The sequence below is a fragment of the Halopseudomonas bauzanensis genome, assembly GCF_900114735.1.
GTDB lineage: Bacteria > Pseudomonadota > Gammaproteobacteria > Pseudomonadales > Pseudomonadaceae > Halopseudomonas > Halopseudomonas bauzanensis.
In genome coordinates this window covers 307,249-324,924 of sequence record NZ_FOUA01000002.1, presented here as the reverse complement: position 1 = coordinate 324,924, position 17,676 = coordinate 307,249, and the positions used below count along the sequence as shown (strand labels likewise).

The window sequence follows — 17,676 nt, the reverse complement described above, 5'->3', positions numbered from 1 at the left end:
TTAGTGCCCTCCGGCGGGGGAAGCGGATGTGGAGGAAGCGCTATTGGCCTCGCTCGGCGTTACTGGCCCAAAACGGACCAGGTCCAGTTCAGACTGAGCTACCCAGAAATCACTCTGGGCCTGCAGATAACGATTGACTGTGGAGATCTGCTCCCGCGCATCAGCAAGTAGCTCGAATACACCGATAAACATGCCGTTGTAGAGCAACATGTTTTCCTCACTGATACGCTTGCGCAGCGGGACAATCTCATCCCGGTAATGCGCTGCCACATCCCATGCAGTACGGTAGGCTTGATAACCTTCGCGTACCTGCGAGCGCGCATTGATTGCCACTTCGGCGGTCATCTGCAGTTGCTGCATGTACCGCGCCTCGTTGCCGGCCATGCGAGCTCCGCTCCAATCAAACAACGGCAGCTCAACGGTAACTTCATAGCCGCGCTGCACGGGCTCTTCGTTGGAACTGTTATTGCTGACCCCCAATTCCAGCACATTGATAAAGCGCGTCGCCTTGCCCAGCTTCAAGTTGGTCGCCAGGCGTTTGGCACCCTGTTGTGCGGCCCTCACATCCAGGCGACTGGCCATGGCCTGCTGCTCGATATCTGGCTTGTCCAATGGCTTAGCAGGCACGTCCGGCAGCCGCTCTGGCAGGGTAAAATCCGTCTGTTCTCCCCATAAGCCAAGCAAGCGAACCAGCCGCTCATGGCTTGCGACCTGCTCTTGTCTGGCCTGCAGGTGAGCCAGTGCTGCTTCCGCGTAAAAGCTCTGCTCACGGGCTTGCTGCAAGGCGCTGTAATTACCCACGGCGGCCATACGGTGAGCCATTTCCGCGCCTGCATCAGCCGCCTGTAGAACCTGCTCGCTGTATACCAGACTCTGCTGCGCTGCGACCGCGCGATACCAGGCTATACGCGTGTCCGTTGCCAACCGCATCACCGACAAGCTGACTTCCCGCTGTACCTGCGCATTTTGGCCCTCAGCTATGCGACGGGTTAAGGGCAAGGCGATCAAGCTGCCCAGATTAAGGTGCAACCCGCGTTCCCACTCCACTTCGCTGCCACGCGTCATGCGCCCGATGGAAAAGCCGGGATTCGGTAAACGGCTCGCCTGTACCCGCTGCGCATCAGCGATACCCAGATCAAACAAGCGAGCTTGCAGCCCGGGATTGTTCATCAGCGCAATTTCCACTGCACTTTCCAGCGCTAACGGCTCGGCCAGAAGCTCGGCGATACGCTCGCGGACCACCGGCGGCTGATCCTGCGCGGTGGCCCAATGCAGCGAATCCTGCCCGGTCAGCTCGGCGCTCTGTTGCTGAACCTGTTCAAGGCTACTTTGAGGCGCCAGCCCCGCACAGCCCGCCAGGGTCAACAGCAGCACGCCGATGAAACCCAAACGCGCGAGAGCCGTATTGGTCTTGTTCATAACCAGCTCCTTAATGATGTTGATGCGGATTGGCGTCGCCGCCAGCATCGGAAGCGTTATCAATGTCGGCATCAGCGCCATCATCTTGCGACTGGCTGGCCTCCCATACCTCTGCCGCATAGGCTTGCCAACCGCCTATACGGCCGACGGTAGCATTGGCCTCACGCCAGTCGCCGGGAGCCTGGTGCTCAAAGCCTCGATAGCTGTGCAATGGAGATTGGTAAGTCACTGGCGGGACGACGTTGGCGCCAGATGGATCAGGCTGGGTTGCCTGGGCGTGACTGTGCCACGCCAGAACGGCTAATAAGCCGCCAATACAATACGTTGGGGAAAACATGACCACCTCTGCGATCAGATCGGTATTACCGATCAGAAATGTTCAGCTCAACAGGAGCCGTTATCGTTTCAGAGGAGGACGGTGCGGGGAGGTCGTTTGAGTGGCTCGGGGGTTTGCCCGACAAATAACAGATAGGCCGGCACAGAGAGTACCGGAGCAAACACAGCCAAAGGCTCGGTGTTGCAACTGGTCAGGGCACTGATGCCATGACAACTGACCGCACAGAGCACACAACCGCTATGCACTGTGTCGCCGGTCTCGTTATCGGCTTGATCAGCCATTGCATGATGGGCGTGCTCAGCTGGCATCTCAGCCTGCTGCATGGCCTCAGGCGAAGCTGTGCAGGACTTAGAAAACGCACCCGCCATCGCCTGGGCCGGGATGATCAAAATCATCAGCCAAAGCAGACAGATACGCAGTAAGCCAGTTTTCATCAAGCATCCTGAAGGAGTTGTTATACGGAGATTACCGCTGACGGCCATATTTATCCAGTTGCCGACGCAACAAGTTGTAATTTCTATACCATCATTCTAGGTCTGCTTATTTGTGAGGCATCTAGTTTAATCGGACTGATCATGCATATGCGAAGGACGTCTGCTATTGGCCGATAGCAGCCCCCAACGCTCACCCAAGAAACATATTCTCCCGATGCCACCTAACCAACCCACCATCCGGCACAAACCGCTCAGGTAACACAATCTCGCTCCCTTCAATCCCCACTAGCGCCGACCTAGCAAATGAATCTGCACGAGTCTTCAATTGATCGCTCACCATCACCGTAAACTCATCCGACAACGCAATAAGTCCCTGATCGAACGCCCGGTCGTGCAAGGCTGACAAGCATAGGCCGTTAGCCGGGTTCAGCCTGTTCGCTTTGTCGACACTCCAAGGCACGATATGGCTTGCGAGGAGCAGGCGGGGTTCGCTCAAGCCAGACATGCAGCACTTCGCTTTGTAGCTTGCGAGGACGGCCTTGCGAAAGAAACTCTGCCGAATCCGTATGCGAACCTGGGCTTCTCGCGTTTCGCCAACATAGTCGGCGGGGTCTTCGGCAATGTTGGGGTGTGCTGTTGGGACTGCGTGTTCCGATGTGGTGAGCAGCGCGCTGCATTCATCAACCAGGCTTTGCCAATCGTTCTGGAACTGGTCCCAGATAACTCGATCCAGCTTTGATGCGCCAGAGAGACCTTTGCGACCAGTATTAGTGATGGCAGGATCTAGGCTAGCAAAATTGACCAGCTTCATAGCGATTGAAGATGGCGTCCGACCAAGCCGGGTTGCCAGGTCGATGATGTCTGGGTTGCCTTTGTGAAGCCGGCCGAAGGGAAGCTGGCAATACAAATAGAAAGCCAATTTGAGCTCATCGGCAGTCCAGCGCACATTGGACAAAACGGACTCCTTTCTCGTCTCGCTGTGGTGGCACCAGGATAGCTCAACAACACCGTTGCGGATATGATCCCGTTACGCACATTAGCAAGGAAGCCGTATGCAGCAGAAATGGAGTGATCGTCCGCCCAGCGAGGACGCAATTGATGTTCTGCTGAATACCTCTCCGGCGTTTCTCCGAGCACATGGGTCCCTGCTGGCGAAAGCGCTCCCTCCGGTTTCCGGGTTCGGTATCTTTTTGCTGTACTTCTACCGTAACCACTTCTATCCCAGCTTTGATCTATTCCAGTTTTCGTCATTATTGCTGGCGGCGGCGTGTATTGGCTTCGCCATTGTTGGTGCGGTGATCATTATGATGGTTCTACCTGGTGCCGCTCTGTTTCATTGGTTCCTCAATACTAAGAGGGTCAAGGAAGAGATTGTCTATGCGATGCCCTATGCGGAGGATGCACGTACAAAAGCCGTTTGGCAGCTGGTACTGCTGGCGTATTTTGCGCCTTTCGGGGTGGTCGGACTTGGTCTGGTAGCAGCGCTAGTGCTTGAGCCGCGTCTTTTTACCATTACCGCCCTGCTATGGTCCGTCTTTGTTGCGCTGGGTTTCGGCATTGCTTTGCAAATACGGTTCGATCTGCCTCGTTGGAGCTTTCTCAATTACACTTGGGCGGCTTTCATCCCACTCCTGATCTTTGTAATCCTACTTTCGACGATCCTGCGAAGTAGCATGCCGATCGTGGAGAACCTGGAAGGCTTCTGGCACTACCCGATTCTCTGGGCGGTTCCCGTCATCATTGCCATCATGGTATCGATCTGTTCGATGGCACATTTCGCTGGTTGGAATGCCGCTCTGCTCTTCGGGCTGTTCTTTGGTTTGCTTGTGGCCGGCTACAGCGGCCTGCTCACTACGGTCCCAGAAAAGGCTGTCAAAGCCCTCGGGCTCGGCGCTTACGAGGCGGAAATGGTCATGCTCGATCCGGCGTTCTGCAATACCGACCTCAGCGAATTAGGCATCGCCGAGGACTGCACATTGCGCAATGTGCATGTGGTGTGGTCGTTCGGCGAGTCGATCGTATTGCGACCTGCACTCAATCAGCCGCGGCAGATCCAGATTCCGGCGGTGTTTGTCCGGTCGTTGGTTCAAAAGTCCGGTGCAGGTCATTAACTACTTTCATCGAATCGCCAGAGGCACCTCCGCTTCTGAAAACGCGTTTACGTATGCCCTCAAGCATCGGGGCACTCGGCAGCCGCCTGCTCCGCCGCTTCGCTATCTTCAATCGCCATTACCTCAACGGGATCACGCTTCTGCAATTTCGGCGGTGGCGCCACCCAGGCTCTGAGCTTTTGTCCGACTTCCTGATAAAAATGCGGTACAGCCTTTTCGAGTTCCTCGATGAATACCTTTGCGCCGGAGAAGCGCGAGCCTAAATCAGCCATATAAAACACTTCGAAGGCGCTCGGCACCACATTGGTCGAAAGCGTTTCAAGTGCGTTCCCATCCGCAAGTAGTTTCCCCAGTGGTGCTTGCGTTTCTTCAGCACGGCCTGGGCGGATGGCTTTGACGTAAAAACCCTCTGCATTAGCCTTGTTGACTTGCTTTATCAGCCAGTTAATCCGAGCGGAACTACGTATCTTGTCTTGCGGTGCGACTAGACGCATGGAGCAGGTTATCGTGCGCTTAATTAAATCTGCAGTTATGTCGAGATCAGCCGCAGCATCAGGTATAGCCAGACAGCAGGTTAGCTTGTGTTCCTTGGCTAAAAGCTCACAGTCGCCCTTGAGCCGAAGAACGGGGTCATTACGGTGGGCTTTGCTGATCTTTTGCTTTACCTGCCTACCAAGCTGGCGACTCATGACAAGGCATAGATCACGTTGCTCCTGATGCCAGCTTGAAACCGTGTTCTCTACTTCCCCTGTGGTCTTGCCCAGCACTGCTCCGCTTTTGACCTTGGCAACGACTTCCTTCCATTCACGGTTCATGCTGTCAAACCGCGTTGCACCGCTGGAGTCATGGCTGAAATAGCGCAGCACTTCTTCGAGGATAAATCGTTGATCTGGTGATGTGATGTCACCCGAATCCAGTAGCAATGTTGCCTGCGTCACAGCGTACATCCAAGACCAATGATAGAGCTCTACGCCTTTCAATAGCGTTTTAGGAAGCTTTACGGGGTGATGATTGGGCAGAGCAACGAACTGGTTGGTGATGGTGATGACCGCATCGATCTTGTTTTTCTTGGCTTGCAGCAGATAACGCTTCAACTGCTCCTCACCCACTTCATTGTTACCGACTTTTGCTTCGATCAATGCGGACCATTGTTTGCTGCCGGTTACCAACTGCACCAGGCCGTCTGGGCGGTCTTTCTTCGGTATGTCTAGATTGCATTCCAATGCGACTTCAGTCCAGGCTCCCATTCGAGCCCGAGCGCTGACTCGATGCCCCAATGAAGCAAACATTACCTGCCGAAACTCATACACCCCACGCAACGCAGCAAGCAGAATCGAGGCCGCCCTTTGCTCGCGGTTGGTATCGGCTACTACCGGTATTAAGCGAGCTACTTCTCCATGAATTACGTAATCTGGCCGTTCCATATGCGTTTATCCTTTTTTGGTTCTCAATCAAGCATTCACTACCCCTCGGCACCCTGGATACTTAGAGCACCCCCAAAAGGCGTTCCCTGCATTGGCACCGCGCTTGGCCAGACGTTTGATCATCATGCTGCTGCATACCGGGCACGTTGGGTTCTCAGGTATCGGTTGATGGGCTGGTTGGTCGGGCTCCGCAGGCTTGGGCTCTGGGGGCGTGGCGCGATGCTGGGCAAGCCATTGTTTGAGCCGAATCCCATCAATCAGTTGAATGTTGCGGCCGGCAGCAAAGGTTTTTGCGGCGTCGGTGAACTGGCCGGAGGTGACGACGAATCCCCCTGCAGCCCCTTCTGCCGCCATCGCACCGAAGAACTCACGCACCACCGGCACACCGACCCTCAGTGAGCGCCAGTGTTTGCACTGCACCAAAGACTTTTCTCCACTCTTGCGCAGGATCAGGTCTACACCGCCGTCTGGGCCGCTGCCGCCGGTTTCAGTGACGCTGTAACCCTGACCTCGGAACGCCTCACCGATCAGTTGTTCGAATTGCTGCCAACTGAGGCCATCTATGGTTTTGCCGGGTTGGGTGGCAGCTTTGACGTCTTTAAGCAGTGTTTTACGACGCTGACGCCCGGCAATAGAACCAATCACGCCGAACAGACATACAAGCGGAATGAGGTATCGCCCAATCATGGCGGAGGTGTGCCACAGCTGGCTGAGCATCACGCTCGACATGTCTCCGGGCTTGACGTCAGCGGGAACAACTACAGGACTGTTGGCTATGGGATTCAGAATCAGCCAGGCGAAAAAACCGATGCCCAGGCTGACCCACCAAGGCAAGCGGGAAAGGATTATTACCAGATCATCGAAAGTTGAAGTACGTCTACGCGCCATCCATGAGCTCCTGAGAGTGGCCTACTGCCTGTATTTAAAGTAGACCTTCCTTACAATAAAGGCCACCGCTGCGTCCCGGGCCCGACCCTTGGACACACCCGACACGCTGCTTTATGCTTCGTGCCATCAGGGGCGCAGCATACCTGCAACGGATCGCTCGCCCCGCTTTACTAGCCTCTCTCAAAGCCGAAACACATGAGCAAACAAGCAGCATCCAGTAAAAAGACCAAATCCTTCGAACAGACCCTCTGGGATACCGCCGACAAACTGCGCGGCAGTGTCGAGTCCTCCGAATACAAACACGTTGTACTGAGCCTGATCTTTCTCAAATTCGTCAGCGACACCTTCGAAGCACGCCGGCAGGAATTGATTGACCTTGGCCAGAGCGACTATATCGACATGGTCGACTTCTACACCATGCGCAACGTCTTCTACCTGCCCGAACAATCGCGCTGGTCGTATATTCGAAAGCACGCCAAGCAGGATGACGTCGCGGTCAAGATCGACACCGCGCTGCACACGGTCGAGAAGAGCAATCCGTCATTGCGCGGCGCATTGCCGGATAATTACTTCTCGCGTCTGGGCCTGGAGGCCAACAAACTGGCTGCGCTGATCGACTCGATCAGCAATATCGATACCGTCGCCGATAACGAGCAGGACGTGGTTGGTCGGGTGTATGAATATTTTCTCGGCAACTTTGCCGCGACCGAAGGCAAGGGGGGCGGCGAGTTCTATACGCCCAAGTGCGTGGTCAACCTGATCGCCGAAATGATCGAGCCCTACCAGGGCAAGATTTATGACCCCTGCTGCGGGTCGGGCGGCATGTTTGTGCAGTCGATCAAGTTCATCGAAAATCACCAGGGCAACAAGAAAGACATCTCCATCTATGGTCAGGAACAGACCGCCACCACTTATAAGCTGGCGAAGATGAACCTGGCGATTCGTGGCATTGCCGGCAACCTCGGTGAAGTGCCCACCGACACCTTCTTCAAGGACCAGCACCCGGATCTGAAAGCCGACTTCATCATGGCCAACCCACCGTTCAACCTGAAGGAATGGCGCGCCAGCAACGAGCTGACCAACGACCCGCGCTGGGCCGGTTATGAAGTACCACCCACCGGCAACGCCAACTACGCATGGATACTGCACATGCTGAGCAAGCTCAGCGAGAACGGTGTCGCCGGCTTCGTTTTGGCTAACGGCTCCATGAGCACCAACACCAGCGGCGAAGGCCTGATCCGTCAGAAGCTGATCGAGAACGACCATATCGATTGCATGATCGCCCTACCCGGCCAGCTGTTCTACACCACACAAATTCCCGTGTGCCTGTGGTTCATGACCAGAAACAAGCGCGCCCAGCAGTTCAGTGATGGTCGCAAACACTTCCGCGACCGCCAGGGCGAAACCCTGTTTATCGACGCCCGCAACACCGGCAGTATGATCGACCGCACCCACAAGGAACTGACCACCGAGGATATCGCCAACATCGCCCGCACCTACCACGCCTGGCGGGGCGAATTCGACGGCGAGACGGTATATGAAGACGTACCTGGCTTCTGCAAATCCGCCACGCTGGATGAGATCAAGGCAAACGACTACGTGCTGACGCCCGGTCGCTATGTAGGCGCAGCGGAAGTGGAAGACGATGGCGTGCTGTTTGAGGAAAAGATGGCTGAGCTAAGCCAGACCCTGTACCGGCAGATGAAGGAATCGGCCAAGCTGGATGCGGTGATTCGGCGGAATCTGGAGGGGTTGGGTTATGGGGAGTGAGTGGACCACAATCGGCTCGATCGCTACCGTTTTCGATGGGCCGCACGCCACGCCAAACAAGACCGATGAGGGTCCATACTTTCTCAGCATTTCGAGCTTAGAGAACGGAAAACTCGATCTTTCCAAGTCGGCAAGACTGAGCGAAGAACAATTCTCGAAATGGACGAGACGTGTCACCCCAGTTGAAGGTGATGTGCTTTTCTCGTATGAAACCCGTCTTGGCGAAGCTGCGCTTATGCCCCAAGGGATAAGGGCGTGCCTTGGCCGTCGAATGGGATTGTTAAGACCTCTCGTATGTAAAGTATTACCTCGCTATCTCTTATTCGCATATCTAGGGCCTGATTTCCAAAAGGAGATTCGCTCAAGAACGAATAGCGGAGCTACCGTCGACCGACTGTCCTTGAAAGAGTTGGCGGATTTTCCGATCAGAGTCCCGCCGTTGTCTGAGCAAAAAGCAATTGCAGACATCCTCGGTTCCCTTGACGACAAAATCGAACTCAACCGCCAGATCAACACCACGCTCGAAGCCATGGCACAAGCGTTGTTCAAAAGCTGGTTTGTGGATTTCGATCCGGTGATCGACAACGCCCTGGCCGCCGGCAATCCGATCCCCGACGAACTGGCCGACCGCGCCGAACGCCGCGCCCAAGCCGCACAGCAGCCATCGCCCGAACAACCCCACACATTGCCCACCCACATCCGTCAGCAATTCCCTGATCGTTTTGTGTTTACCGAAGAAATGGGCTGGGTGCCGGAGAGGTGGGATGCTGTTACGTTAAACACGTTAACATCCAAAATCGGTAGCGGCTCAACACCACGTGGCGGGAGCCAAGTGTACATAGAGGATGGTGTCTCTTTGATTCGGAGTCAAAATGTTTACGATTCGAAGTTTGTCTGGGAAGGGCTGGCGCGCATTACGGATGAAGCTGCAGCGCAGTTGAAAGGAGTGACCGTGCTAGAGGGCGATGTTCTTCTGAATATCACCGGGGCCTCCATTCTTAGGACTTGCATCGCACCCTCAGAAGCGCTACCTGCGAGGGTAAACCAGCACGTAGCTATAATAAGACCACGCCCAGGCGTTCCTTCTAAGTACCTTCACCTTCACTTGCTGAACGCCAGTACCAAGAGCTATCTAATGGGCCAGAATGCAGGTGCATCCAGAGAAGCCGTAACAAAGACGCACATCGAATCCGTTCCAACATTGAACCCTGGAGTCGAAGTTCTTGCCCAATTCGCCGAGTTCGTATCTTCTTTTCAGGACTGTGCGGCGAACTGTAGTTCAGCGGTGCGGACACTGTCTTCGCTTAGAGATCGGCTCCTCCCCAAACTCCTCTCCGGCCAACTGCGCATCCCCGAAGCCGAACAACTGCTGGCTGAAGCGCTCTGAAACAAGCAACCACATGGTGTAAATTCATTCACTTGGCGGAGGATTTTACACCATAATTTTCACACCCATGGGCCGGTTGATCTGGCAGATAAGCCTGCAAAACAGCTACCTGGAGTGCGATTACTCATGCAGGCGTTCCTGTTCGGCGCTCCTGCAATCCTTCAAGCACTGCGGCCCGTCCTGAAGCACTTCCGGCAGATAGCTGTCGTCTGGGTCTGAAGCAAGCTAGGGCCGACGAGCAGCTAAACATCTACACGCTAGCCAATCGATCAAGCATATCGGGGTACTGCTCAACCAGTTTTAGCAGCAGCGCCGCATGAGCATTCGGCTTCGCCTTATCCTGTTCCCAGTTGCGTAGGGTTTCAGGGCTCGTTCGTATGCGCATAGCAAACACCCCCTGTGACATCTTCATTTTCTTTCGCAGAGCGACGATTTCATCTGCAGTCACCTTGGGGGCAGGCTTGTCTTCAACGGACACCTGACGCAAGGTGATCTTGCCCTCCCGCTGCGCCGCCATCTCATCGATGCCCTGCAGCATTTCATCAAACAGATTGCGCTTCTTCATTTGAGACCTCGCTTGCGGAAGTGTAGGCAAGCTGCCTATGCTTTTCAAGCAATGCGGGCCCGTCACACATGACCATCAACCACTCAGTATTGCTTAGCAGTTGCTGCGGCGAGAAGACGCCGCTTGCCCGGAGGCACCAGCGGCTGAGATGTTCAGCAGCCCGAGTTTACGCCACGCGAGAAACTGGCACTGTAGGTGTTACTATCTGCGCAGAAATAAACTCGGCATGACAATATCAACTGCAATACAAGGTTGCATCGGACTTCGATGATCCAGCTGCGCTGCACAAAGAAACTGTTCGCCAGACTGCCAATAGACGCCAACGGTCGATTGCCGAACACCAGAGCCCGCCCGCTCGCAGCCAATGATGCAGGCGATAGCCCCTTGAGCGGCTGGCACGCTAATCTGCTTACACTGCAACGCCGCAACTGCGTGCTATTCGCCCACGACGCTACCCGATTTCCGGTGCTGCTCACCTGCCTGACCAAACCGGACTTTGCCGAGCTGGACTACTTGTTTCAGGATGGGTTGATGAATGCCCTGCTCAAGGGCGGCGCGAATCAGGCGCAACTGAATGCGGCAGCCAGCGCTCTGACGCCTCTGCAATGCGACACGACGTGCGACCGATCGGTGCAAGGCACACTGAACCATATGAAGCAGGATGTGGATCATATGCTCTGGTACGACAGCGCATCGATCATGGATCTCAACCCCTACCGCGCCAGCCTCTGGCTTGCTGACCGCCCCTGTAACGTGAAGGGCAGCAAGGACTTTGTTTGGCCCATGAAGGCAATGCTGGCACTATTGGATCAGCTTTCCCGAAAGTCCGAATAGTTGCTGAACAGATATACACTTTTTGCATAGTACTTTCTGCTCCGCAGAAACTGTCGTCATTGAGGATAAGGAGTACCCGATGAGTTTCAACGAGGCCAAGCTGGAGCAGGCGATTATCGAGCTGCTGGGTCAGCAGGGTTACTCGCATTACACCGGCGACAGCATTCAGCGCGCCAGCAACAGCGACGTACTTATCAAGGGCGATCTGCGCCAGTTTCTCGCGGCACAGTACGCCGTTGATAACATCACCGCCAATGAGATCGAGTCGATCATCCAGCAGCTGGAAAGCCTGCCGGCGCTGGATCTGTATGAGTCCAACAAGACCATTCACAAGCGCGTGGCCGATGGTTTTCTGCTCAAGCGCGAGCGCACTCAGCAGAGCCAGAAAGACCTTTATATCCAGCTGATCGACTACAGCGGCCTGCCGGAACAGCGTGTGCCCGTGGCAGGCGAGGTTGAAACCTTGCAAGCCGAGGCTCCGGCGACCTACCGGGCCGGCAGTAATATCTACCGGCTGGTCAGTCAACTCACCATTGAAGGCAGCGAAAAGCGCATCCCTGATGCCATTTTGTATATCAACGGCCTGCCGCTGGTGGTGTTCGAGTTCAAGAGCGCGGTGCGCGAGAACACGACCATCCATGACGCTTGGAAGCAGTTGGCCACCCGCTATGTACGCGATATTCCCGAGCTGATGAAGTACAACGCGCTGTGTGTGATCAGCGACGGGGTGAATTCGCGCATGGGCTCGCTGTTTGCGCCCTACGAATTCTATTACACCTGGCGCAAGATCACCGGCGATGAAAGCATCGAGCAGGACGGCATCAACGCTCTGCACACCATGATCGAAGGTCTGTTTCACCCAGACCGGTTGCGCGCGGTAATTCGTCACTTTATCTACTTCCCGGATGTATCGAGGAAGGAAGAGAAGATCCTCTGCCGCTATCCACAGTTCTACGCAGCCAACAAGCTGTACGAGAACATCCGGCTGCACCGTAAGCCATTGGGCGATGGCAAGGGCGGCACCTATTTTGGCGCGACCGGCTGCGGCAAGAGCTACACCATGCTGTTTCTCACCCGCTTGCTGATGAAAAGCGTGGAGTTCGAGAGTCCGACCATAGTACTGATCACCGACCGCACTGACTTGGACGACCAGCTGGCCGGCCAATTCACCAATGCCAAGGGCTATATCGGCGACCAGACGGTGATCAGTGTGGAGAGCCGCGCGCAGTTGCGCGAACTGCTCAAGGGCCGCAACAGCGGCGGGGTATTCCTGACCACTATTCACAAGTTCACCGAAGACACCGAACTTTTGACAGAGCGCACCAATGTGATCGTCATTTCTGACGAGGCGCATCGCAGCCAGGTGAATCTGGATCAGAAGGTGCGGGTGACAGACCAGGGTGTGAAGCGCACCTTCGGCTTCGCCAAATACCTGCACGACTCCCTGCCCAACGCGACCTATGTGGGCTTTACCGGTACACCAATCGACGCGACCCTGGATGTGTTCGGTGACGTGGTGGACAGCTACACCATGACCGAGTCGGTGAAAGATGAGATCACCGTACGCATTGTCTATGAAGGCCGCGCCGCCAAGGTGCTGCTGGATAATGACAAGCTGAAGGATATCGAAGCCTACTACGCCCAGTGCGCTGAAGACGGCACCAGCGAATATCAGATCGAGGAAAGCAAGAAAGCCAGTGCCAACATGAGCGCGATTCTCGGCGACCCGGATCGCATCCAGGCGCTGGCCATCGACTTTGTTCATCACTATGAAAAGCGCATCGAGGAAGGCTCAACGCTGAAGGGCAAGGCGATGTTCGTCTGCAGCAAACGCGAGATCGCCTATGCCTTCTGGCAGCAAGTGATAGCGCTGCGGCCGCAGTGGAATGAGCTGTTGGCCGCCGAGCAAGGCGTTGAGCTGACCGAGCAAGAGCGCAAGGACATCAAGCCGATGGAACGGATCAAGATGATCATGACCCGCGGCAAGGATGACCCAAAAGCGCTGTACGACATGCTCGGCAGCCAGGAATACCGCAAGGAGCTGGACCGTCAGTTCAAGAATGCCAAGTCCAATTTCAAGATCGCCATTGTCGTGGACATGTGGCTGACCGGCTTCGATGTACCCTTTCTGGACACCATGTATATCGACAAGCCCATTCAGCGCCACAACCTGATCCAGACCATCTCACGGGTCAATCGCAAGTTTCAGGGCAAGGAAAAAGGCCTGGTGGTGGACTACATCGGCATCAAGAAACAGATGAACATGGCGCTGGCTCACTACAACAAGGCCGACCAGCAGAACATCGAGGAGATAAACCAGTCAATTGTGGTGGTGAAGGACCATCTGGACCTGCTCAACAAGCTGTTCCACCGCTTTGATGCGCGCCTGTACTACACCGGTAGCCCGCTGGAACAGCTCAACTGCCTGAACATGGCCGCAGAATATGCGCAGATCACCGACAACGTCGAAAAGCGCTTCATGGCGCTGGTGAAACGCTTGAAAGCCGCCTATGACATTTGCTGCGGCTCGGAGGGCATCGGCCAGGCCGAGCGCGATCAGATCCATTTTTATCTGGCGGTGCGTTCCATCGTGTTCAAGCTGACCAAGGGCAATGCACCGGATACCGCGCAGATGAACGCCCGGGTACGCGAGATGGTGGCCGAGGCGTTGAAAGCCGACGGCGTGGAGGAAATCTTCAAGCTGGGTGAGGATGGCGCCGGTGAGATGGATATCTTCGATGATGATTATCTGGCCAAGATCGAGAAGATCAAACTGCCCAACACCCGGATCAAATTATTGCAGCAGTTGTTGGCCAGGGCGATTGAGGACTTCAAGAAGGTCAATAAGACCAAGGGCGTCGATTTCGCGGCGAAATTCAAAGCGCTGGTAGATCATTACAACGAGCGTAAGGAAGACACGCTTTATGTCGGCGAAGTCTGGGAAGATATTACCGACAAGTTTGTGGAGCTCATTTCTGCGCTAAAAGATGAGAAGCAATCCTACGCTGACTTGGGTATCGATATTGAAGAGAAAGCCTTTTATGACATTCTCAAAAAGCTGGCTCATGAATACAGCTTCACTTATCCCGAAGACAAGCTGCTGACCCTCGCCGCTGCGGTGAAAGTGGTGGTGGATGACAAGGTGCAATACACCGACTGGAGCCAACGGGCTGACATCAAGGCCGAGCTCAAGGTTGGGCTGATCCTGGTGCTGGCGAAACATGGTTACCCGCCGGTGGATCGGGACGAGGTGTACAAGGAGATTTTCGAGCAGGCGGAAAACTTCAAGAAGTACAGGTCGTCGTGAAGCTTGCCCAGCAGATGATCCGTCTTGGTGTTGGCACTAACCTCGTTTATCGTGTCGAACTATTAGATTGTTAAGCATTTCGGTACCGAATTCCAAGGAGACAAGCATGACCACCGCATCAACCCGGGCCGCCGATATTCGCAGTGCGTTGCAGGTCAATCCGAACCTCAAGGGAGCCGCTGAACTCAAGCAGGAGATCGAGCGGCGCGTCGATTTCGTCAAGGACACGCTGCGCCGCTCCGGTATGCGGGCGCTGGTGTTGGGGATCAGCGGCGGGGTGGATTCGACGACGGCGGGCAGGTTGTGCCAGCTGGCGGTCGAATCCCTTCGTCAGGAAGGGTACGAGGCGACTTTCTACGCCATGCGCCTGCCCTATGGTGTGCAGTTTGATGAACAGGATGCACAGGCGGCGCTGGATTTCATCAAGCCGGACCAGATCCGCACGGTCGATATCAAGGGCTCGGTAGATGCGATGATGACCTACTTTGCCGACGAGCCAGCGGAAGCGGCCAAGCGCGATTTCGCCAAGGGCAACGTCAAGGCCCGCACCCGGATGGTCGCGCAATATACCCTGGCCAATTTCGTTAACGGTCTGGTGGTCGGTACCGATCATGCTGCCGAAGCGGTGATGGGCTTTTTCACCAAGTTTGGCGACGGGGCCTGTGATCTGGCTCCGCTAACGGGACTGGTCAAGAGCCAGGTACGACGTATTGCTGCGGATCTGGGTGCGCCGGCCGGATTGGTCGGCAAGATACCCACTGCTGATCTTGAAGAGCTGCAGCCCGGCAAGCCGGATGAGGATGCCTACGGGCTGAGCTATGAGCAAATCGATGCCTTTCTGTTGGGCGGCGCCGTTGACGATGCGGTCGCCAGCAAGATCATCGAGCGGTATGACATGACAGAGCACAAGCGCCAGCTGCCTCTGGCACCCTGATCATTGCTGCGGCTCGCCGCCCTTAGCCAGATACGGTTCGCATCACCGACAAGGGCACCTGACGCGCCTCACGCTGCGGCAGGTGCTGCCACCACTTGGTTTAAAGAGTTATCCGGGCGCCCAGCAGTTTGACGAAGGCGGCTAGCCAAGCGGGATGTGCTGGCCAGGCAGGGGCGGTGACCAGATTGCCCTGAACGTGTGCCTGATCCACCGGAATATCCATATAGGTTCCGCCGGCCAGTTTCACGTCTGGGCCGCAGGCTGGATAAGCACTGCATTCCCGGCCCTGCAGCACGCCTGCCGCTGCGAGCAGCTGCGCGCCATGGCATACCGCGGCGATGGGCTTTTGAGCCTTGTCGAACTGCTGCACAATGTCGATTACACGCTGGTTCAGTCGCAGATACTCTGGCGCCCTGCCGCCGGGTATCACCAGGCCGACATAGTCCTCGACTTTTACCTTGTCGAAATCATAGGTCAACGCGAAGTTATGCCCAGGCTTTTCCGTATAGGTCTGGTCACCTTCAAAGTCATGAATGGCGGTACGCACAGTGTCACCCGCTTTCTTGTCGGGGCATACCGCGTCCACCTGATAACCCAGCATGGTCAGTGCCTGGAACGGCACCATGGTTTCATAATCCTCGGTGAAGTCACCGGCCAGCAGCAGTAGTTTCTTGGCGCTCATCTTACGGCCCTCCAGATAGTGAAAAGACCAGCATGCACGGGTTTGCCGACATACGGGTTACAGACAGCGAGTACAATGGGCGCAGCTAGCGCCCCTTCAACGAACCCAATAGCCCGCGCATGATCTGCCTGCCCAGTTGCGTGCCGAAGGCGCGCATGGCGCTGCGCCCTGCTTGCGTGATGAGATCACCCATGACGGATTTCTCTGCGGCCGGGCGCCGGGTTTGCTTGGCTTCGGACTGGCGGCGGGTAACCACGGTTTCTTCCGACAGTGCCCGTTCAGCGTTCTGTTGCAGGATCTCATAAGCCGATTCGCGGTCCAGCATCTGGTCAAACACACCCGCCAGCACCGAGCGTTGCACCAGGGTGCTGCGCTCCGGGTCGCTGATGGGCCCCATCTGGCTTGCGGGCGGACGAATCAGCACGCGCTGGACCGGCGTGGGCACGCCCTTGGCATCGAGCACCGACACCAGCGCTTCGCCCACACCCAGTTCGGTAATGACGACCTCGGTATCCAGCCCTGGATTGCTGCGAAAGGTCTGGGCGGCGGTGCGCACCGCTTTCTGGTCCTTGGGGGTGAAGGCGCGCAGGGCGTGCTGCACCCGGTTGCCCAACTGCCCGAGAATGGACTCAGGCACATCCAGCGGGCTCTGGGTAATGAAATACACGCCGACGCCCTTGGAGCGGATCAGCCGCACGACCTGCTCGATGCGATCAACCAGGCTGGTGGGCGTATCCTTGAACAGCAGGTGCGCTTCATCGAAGAACAACACAAAGCGGGGCTTGTCGGCGTCACCGACTTCCGGCAACTGCTCGAAGAGCTCGGATAACAACCAGAGCAGAATGCTGGAATAGGCCAGCGGGCTGTCGCGGTACAGGCGCGCCGCATGCAGAATATTGACGACGCCCTGCCCTTGCTGGTTGGTCTGCATGAAGTCATCGAGGGTGACCGCCGGCTCGCCGAACAGTTGATCGCCGCCCAGGCTGTCCAGATTCAGCAGCGCCCGTTGAATGGCGCCGATACTAGCGGGCGAGACATTGCCGTATTTGGGGCCGATCTCGCTTCGATTGTCGTTGACGTGACCCAACATGGCGCGCAGGTCCTTGAGATCGAGCAGCAACCAGCCGTTGTCGTCCGCGACCTTGAACACGATCTGCAAGACGCCGGTCTGGGTCTCGTTCAGGTTCAGCAGGCGCGACAGCATGATTGGGCCGAAGTCGGTCATGGTCAGGCGCAGGGGGTGGCCATGTTCGCCGTAGACATCCCAGAATACCGTTGACGCACCGCTTGGTTGCAGATCATCCAGGCCAACCAGTGCCGCCCGCTGTTGCAGACGCTCGTTCATGATGCCCGGCTTGGCAATTCCGGAAAAATCGCCCTTGATGTCGGGCACCAGCACCGGCACTCCCATCTCCGAAAACGCCTGGGCCATCACCTGCAGGGTAATGGTCTTGCCGGTGCCGGTGGCCCCGGCAATCAGGCCGTGACGATTGGCCATGCGCGGCTCGATGGCAACGCGCTGTTCGCTGTTGGCGCCCAGCAACAGGGGCGGCAGAGTGGTATCGGTCACGGGCATGCTCCAGA

15 protein-coding genes are annotated in these 17,676 nt (G+C 56.2%); 6 read left to right on the top strand and 9 right to left on the bottom strand.

What is annotated here, in order from left to right:
• The 4 genes from BM267_RS07890 to BM267_RS07875 all read right to left on the bottom strand — a co-directional run bounded on the left by BM267_RS07890 (position 1) and on the right by BM267_RS07875 (position 3,136).
• Positions 1–1,419, bottom strand: a complete 1,419-nt coding sequence (locus BM267_RS07890) for a TolC family protein (RefSeq protein ID WP_051611248.1) — start codon at positions 1,417–1,419, stop codon at positions 1–3.
• A gap of 10 nt (positions 1,420–1,429) precedes the next feature.
• On the bottom strand, positions 1,430–1,756 hold the full coding sequence (locus BM267_RS16690; RefSeq protein WP_136868612.1) for a hypothetical protein: 327 nt from the start codon (positions 1,754–1,756) through the stop codon (positions 1,430–1,432).
• A 68-nt stretch (positions 1,757–1,824) separates the two neighbouring features.
• The gene (locus BM267_RS07880) at positions 1,825–2,190 is read right to left on the bottom strand and encodes a hypothetical protein (RefSeq protein WP_074778912.1); all 366 of its coding nucleotides are present in this window, start codon (positions 2,188–2,190) and stop codon (positions 1,825–1,827) included.
• Positions 2,191–2,380: 190 nt separating this feature from the next.
• Entirely contained in the window at positions 2,381–3,136 is a 756-nt protein-coding gene (locus BM267_RS07875; RefSeq protein WP_235818256.1) for an HNH endonuclease, read from the bottom strand.
• Positions 3,137–3,242: 106 nt separating this feature from the next.
• On the opposite strand from BM267_RS07875, the gene BM267_RS07870 reads away from it, so the two are divergent.
• Positions 3,243–4,301: a hypothetical protein gene (locus BM267_RS07870; protein ID WP_074778916.1), complete on the top strand. Its 1,059-nt coding sequence runs from the start codon at positions 3,243–3,245 to the stop codon at positions 4,299–4,301.
• A gap of 59 nt (positions 4,302–4,360) precedes the next feature.
• On the opposite strand, the gene BM267_RS07865 is transcribed toward BM267_RS07870, so the two are convergent.
• Entirely contained in the window at positions 4,361–5,725 is a 1,365-nt protein-coding gene (locus tag BM267_RS07865) for a hypothetical protein (protein ID WP_074778918.1), read from the bottom strand.
• Between the two features lie 27 nt (positions 5,726–5,752).
• Complete coding sequence (locus BM267_RS07860) at positions 5,753–6,613, bottom strand: restriction endonuclease (protein ID WP_074778920.1); 861 nt, start codon at positions 6,611–6,613, stop codon at positions 5,753–5,755.
• A gap of 195 nt (positions 6,614–6,808) precedes the next feature.
• On the opposite strand from BM267_RS07860, the gene BM267_RS07855 reads away from it, so the two are divergent.
• On the top strand, positions 6,809–8,383 hold the full coding sequence (locus BM267_RS07855; protein ID WP_074778922.1) for a class I SAM-dependent DNA methyltransferase: 1,575 nt from the start codon (positions 6,809–6,811) through the stop codon (positions 8,381–8,383).
• A complete protein-coding gene (locus BM267_RS07850) occupies positions 8,373–9,770 on the top strand; it encodes a restriction endonuclease subunit S (RefSeq protein ID WP_074778924.1) in 1,398 nt (465 codons plus the stop codon). The genes BM267_RS07855 and BM267_RS07850 overlap by 11 nt, the downstream gene beginning before the upstream one ends.
• Positions 9,771–10,020: 250 nt before the next feature.
• On the opposite strand, the gene BM267_RS07845 is transcribed toward BM267_RS07850, so the two are convergent.
• Positions 10,021–10,335 carry a helix-turn-helix domain-containing protein gene (locus tag BM267_RS07845; protein ID WP_074778926.1) on the bottom strand — a complete coding sequence of 105 codons (315 nt, stop codon included), beginning with the start codon at positions 10,333–10,335 and terminating at the stop codon, positions 10,021–10,023.
• Between the two features lie 267 nt (positions 10,336–10,602).
• Here BM267_RS07845 and BM267_RS07840 point away from each other — a divergent pair, with 267 nt between their 5' ends.
• From BM267_RS07840 to nadE, 3 genes are all read left to right on the top strand, one after another.
• The gene (locus BM267_RS07840) at positions 10,603–11,169 is read left to right on the top strand and encodes a DUF6933 domain-containing protein (protein ID WP_074778928.1); all 567 of its coding nucleotides are present in this window, start codon (positions 10,603–10,605) and stop codon (positions 11,167–11,169) included.
• Between the two features lie 79 nt (positions 11,170–11,248).
• The gene (locus BM267_RS07835; protein WP_074778930.1) at positions 11,249–14,476 is read left to right on the top strand and encodes a type I restriction endonuclease subunit R; all 3,228 of its coding nucleotides are present in this window, start codon (positions 11,249–11,251) and stop codon (positions 14,474–14,476) included.
• A gap of 106 nt (positions 14,477–14,582) precedes the next feature.
• Complete coding sequence (gene nadE, locus BM267_RS07830; RefSeq protein WP_074778933.1) at positions 14,583–15,410, top strand: ammonia-dependent NAD(+) synthetase; 828 nt, start codon at positions 14,583–14,585, stop codon at positions 15,408–15,410.
• Positions 15,411–15,510: 100 nt separating this feature from the next.
• Here nadE and BM267_RS07825 read toward each other — a convergent pair whose 3' ends face one another.
• Together BM267_RS07825 and BM267_RS07820 are read right to left on the bottom strand one after the other, a co-directional pair.
• On the bottom strand, positions 15,511–16,092 hold the full coding sequence (locus tag BM267_RS07825; protein ID WP_074778935.1) for a DJ-1/PfpI family protein: 582 nt from the start codon (positions 16,090–16,092) through the stop codon (positions 15,511–15,513).
• Between the two features lie 85 nt (positions 16,093–16,177).
• The gene (locus BM267_RS07820; protein ID WP_074778938.1) at positions 16,178–17,668 is read right to left on the bottom strand and encodes a helicase HerA-like domain-containing protein; all 1,491 of its coding nucleotides are present in this window, start codon (positions 17,666–17,668) and stop codon (positions 16,178–16,180) included.
• Positions 17,669–17,676 lie beyond the last annotated feature (8 nt).

Excerpts from the sequence above, each read along its gene's own strand:
- BM267_RS07890 (WP_051611248.1), bottom strand. The coding sequence starts at position 1,419 with ATGAACAAGACCAATACGGCTCTCGCGCGTTTGGGTTTCATCGGCGTG.
- BM267_RS16690 (WP_136868612.1), bottom strand. The coding sequence starts at position 1,756 with ATGTTTTCCCCAACGTATTGTATTGGCGGCTTATTAGCCGTTCTGGCG.
- BM267_RS07880 (WP_074778912.1), bottom strand. The coding sequence starts at position 2,190 with ATGAAAACTGGCTTACTGCGTATCTGTCTGCTTTGGCTGATGATTTTG.
- BM267_RS07870 (WP_074778916.1), top strand. The coding sequence starts at position 3,243 with ATGCAGCAGAAATGGAGTGATCGTCCGCCCAGCGAGGACGCAATTGAT.
- BM267_RS07865 (WP_074778918.1), bottom strand. The coding sequence starts at position 5,725 with ATGGAACGGCCAGATTACGTAATTCATGGAGAAGTAGCTCGCTTAATA.
- BM267_RS07860 (WP_074778920.1), bottom strand. The coding sequence starts at position 6,613 with ATGGCGCGTAGACGTACTTCAACTTTCGATGATCTGGTAATAATCCTT.
- BM267_RS07855 (WP_074778922.1), top strand. The coding sequence starts at position 6,809 with ATGAGCAAACAAGCAGCATCCAGTAAAAAGACCAAATCCTTCGAACAG.
- BM267_RS07850 (WP_074778924.1), top strand. The coding sequence starts at position 8,373 with ATGGGGAGTGAGTGGACCACAATCGGCTCGATCGCTACCGTTTTCGAT.
- BM267_RS07845 (WP_074778926.1), bottom strand. The coding sequence starts at position 10,335 with ATGAAGAAGCGCAATCTGTTTGATGAAATGCTGCAGGGCATCGATGAG.
- BM267_RS07840 (WP_074778928.1), top strand. The coding sequence starts at position 10,603 with ATGATCCAGCTGCGCTGCACAAAGAAACTGTTCGCCAGACTGCCAATA.
- BM267_RS07835 (WP_074778930.1), top strand. The coding sequence starts at position 11,249 with ATGAGTTTCAACGAGGCCAAGCTGGAGCAGGCGATTATCGAGCTGCTG.
- nadE (WP_074778933.1), top strand. The coding sequence starts at position 14,583 with ATGACCACCGCATCAACCCGGGCCGCCGATATTCGCAGTGCGTTGCAG.
- BM267_RS07825 (WP_074778935.1), bottom strand. The coding sequence starts at position 16,092 with ATGAGCGCCAAGAAACTACTGCTGCTGGCCGGTGACTTCACCGAGGAT.
- BM267_RS07820 (WP_074778938.1), bottom strand. The coding sequence starts at position 17,668 with ATGCCCGTGACCGATACCACTCTGCCGCCCCTGTTGCTGGGCGCCAAC.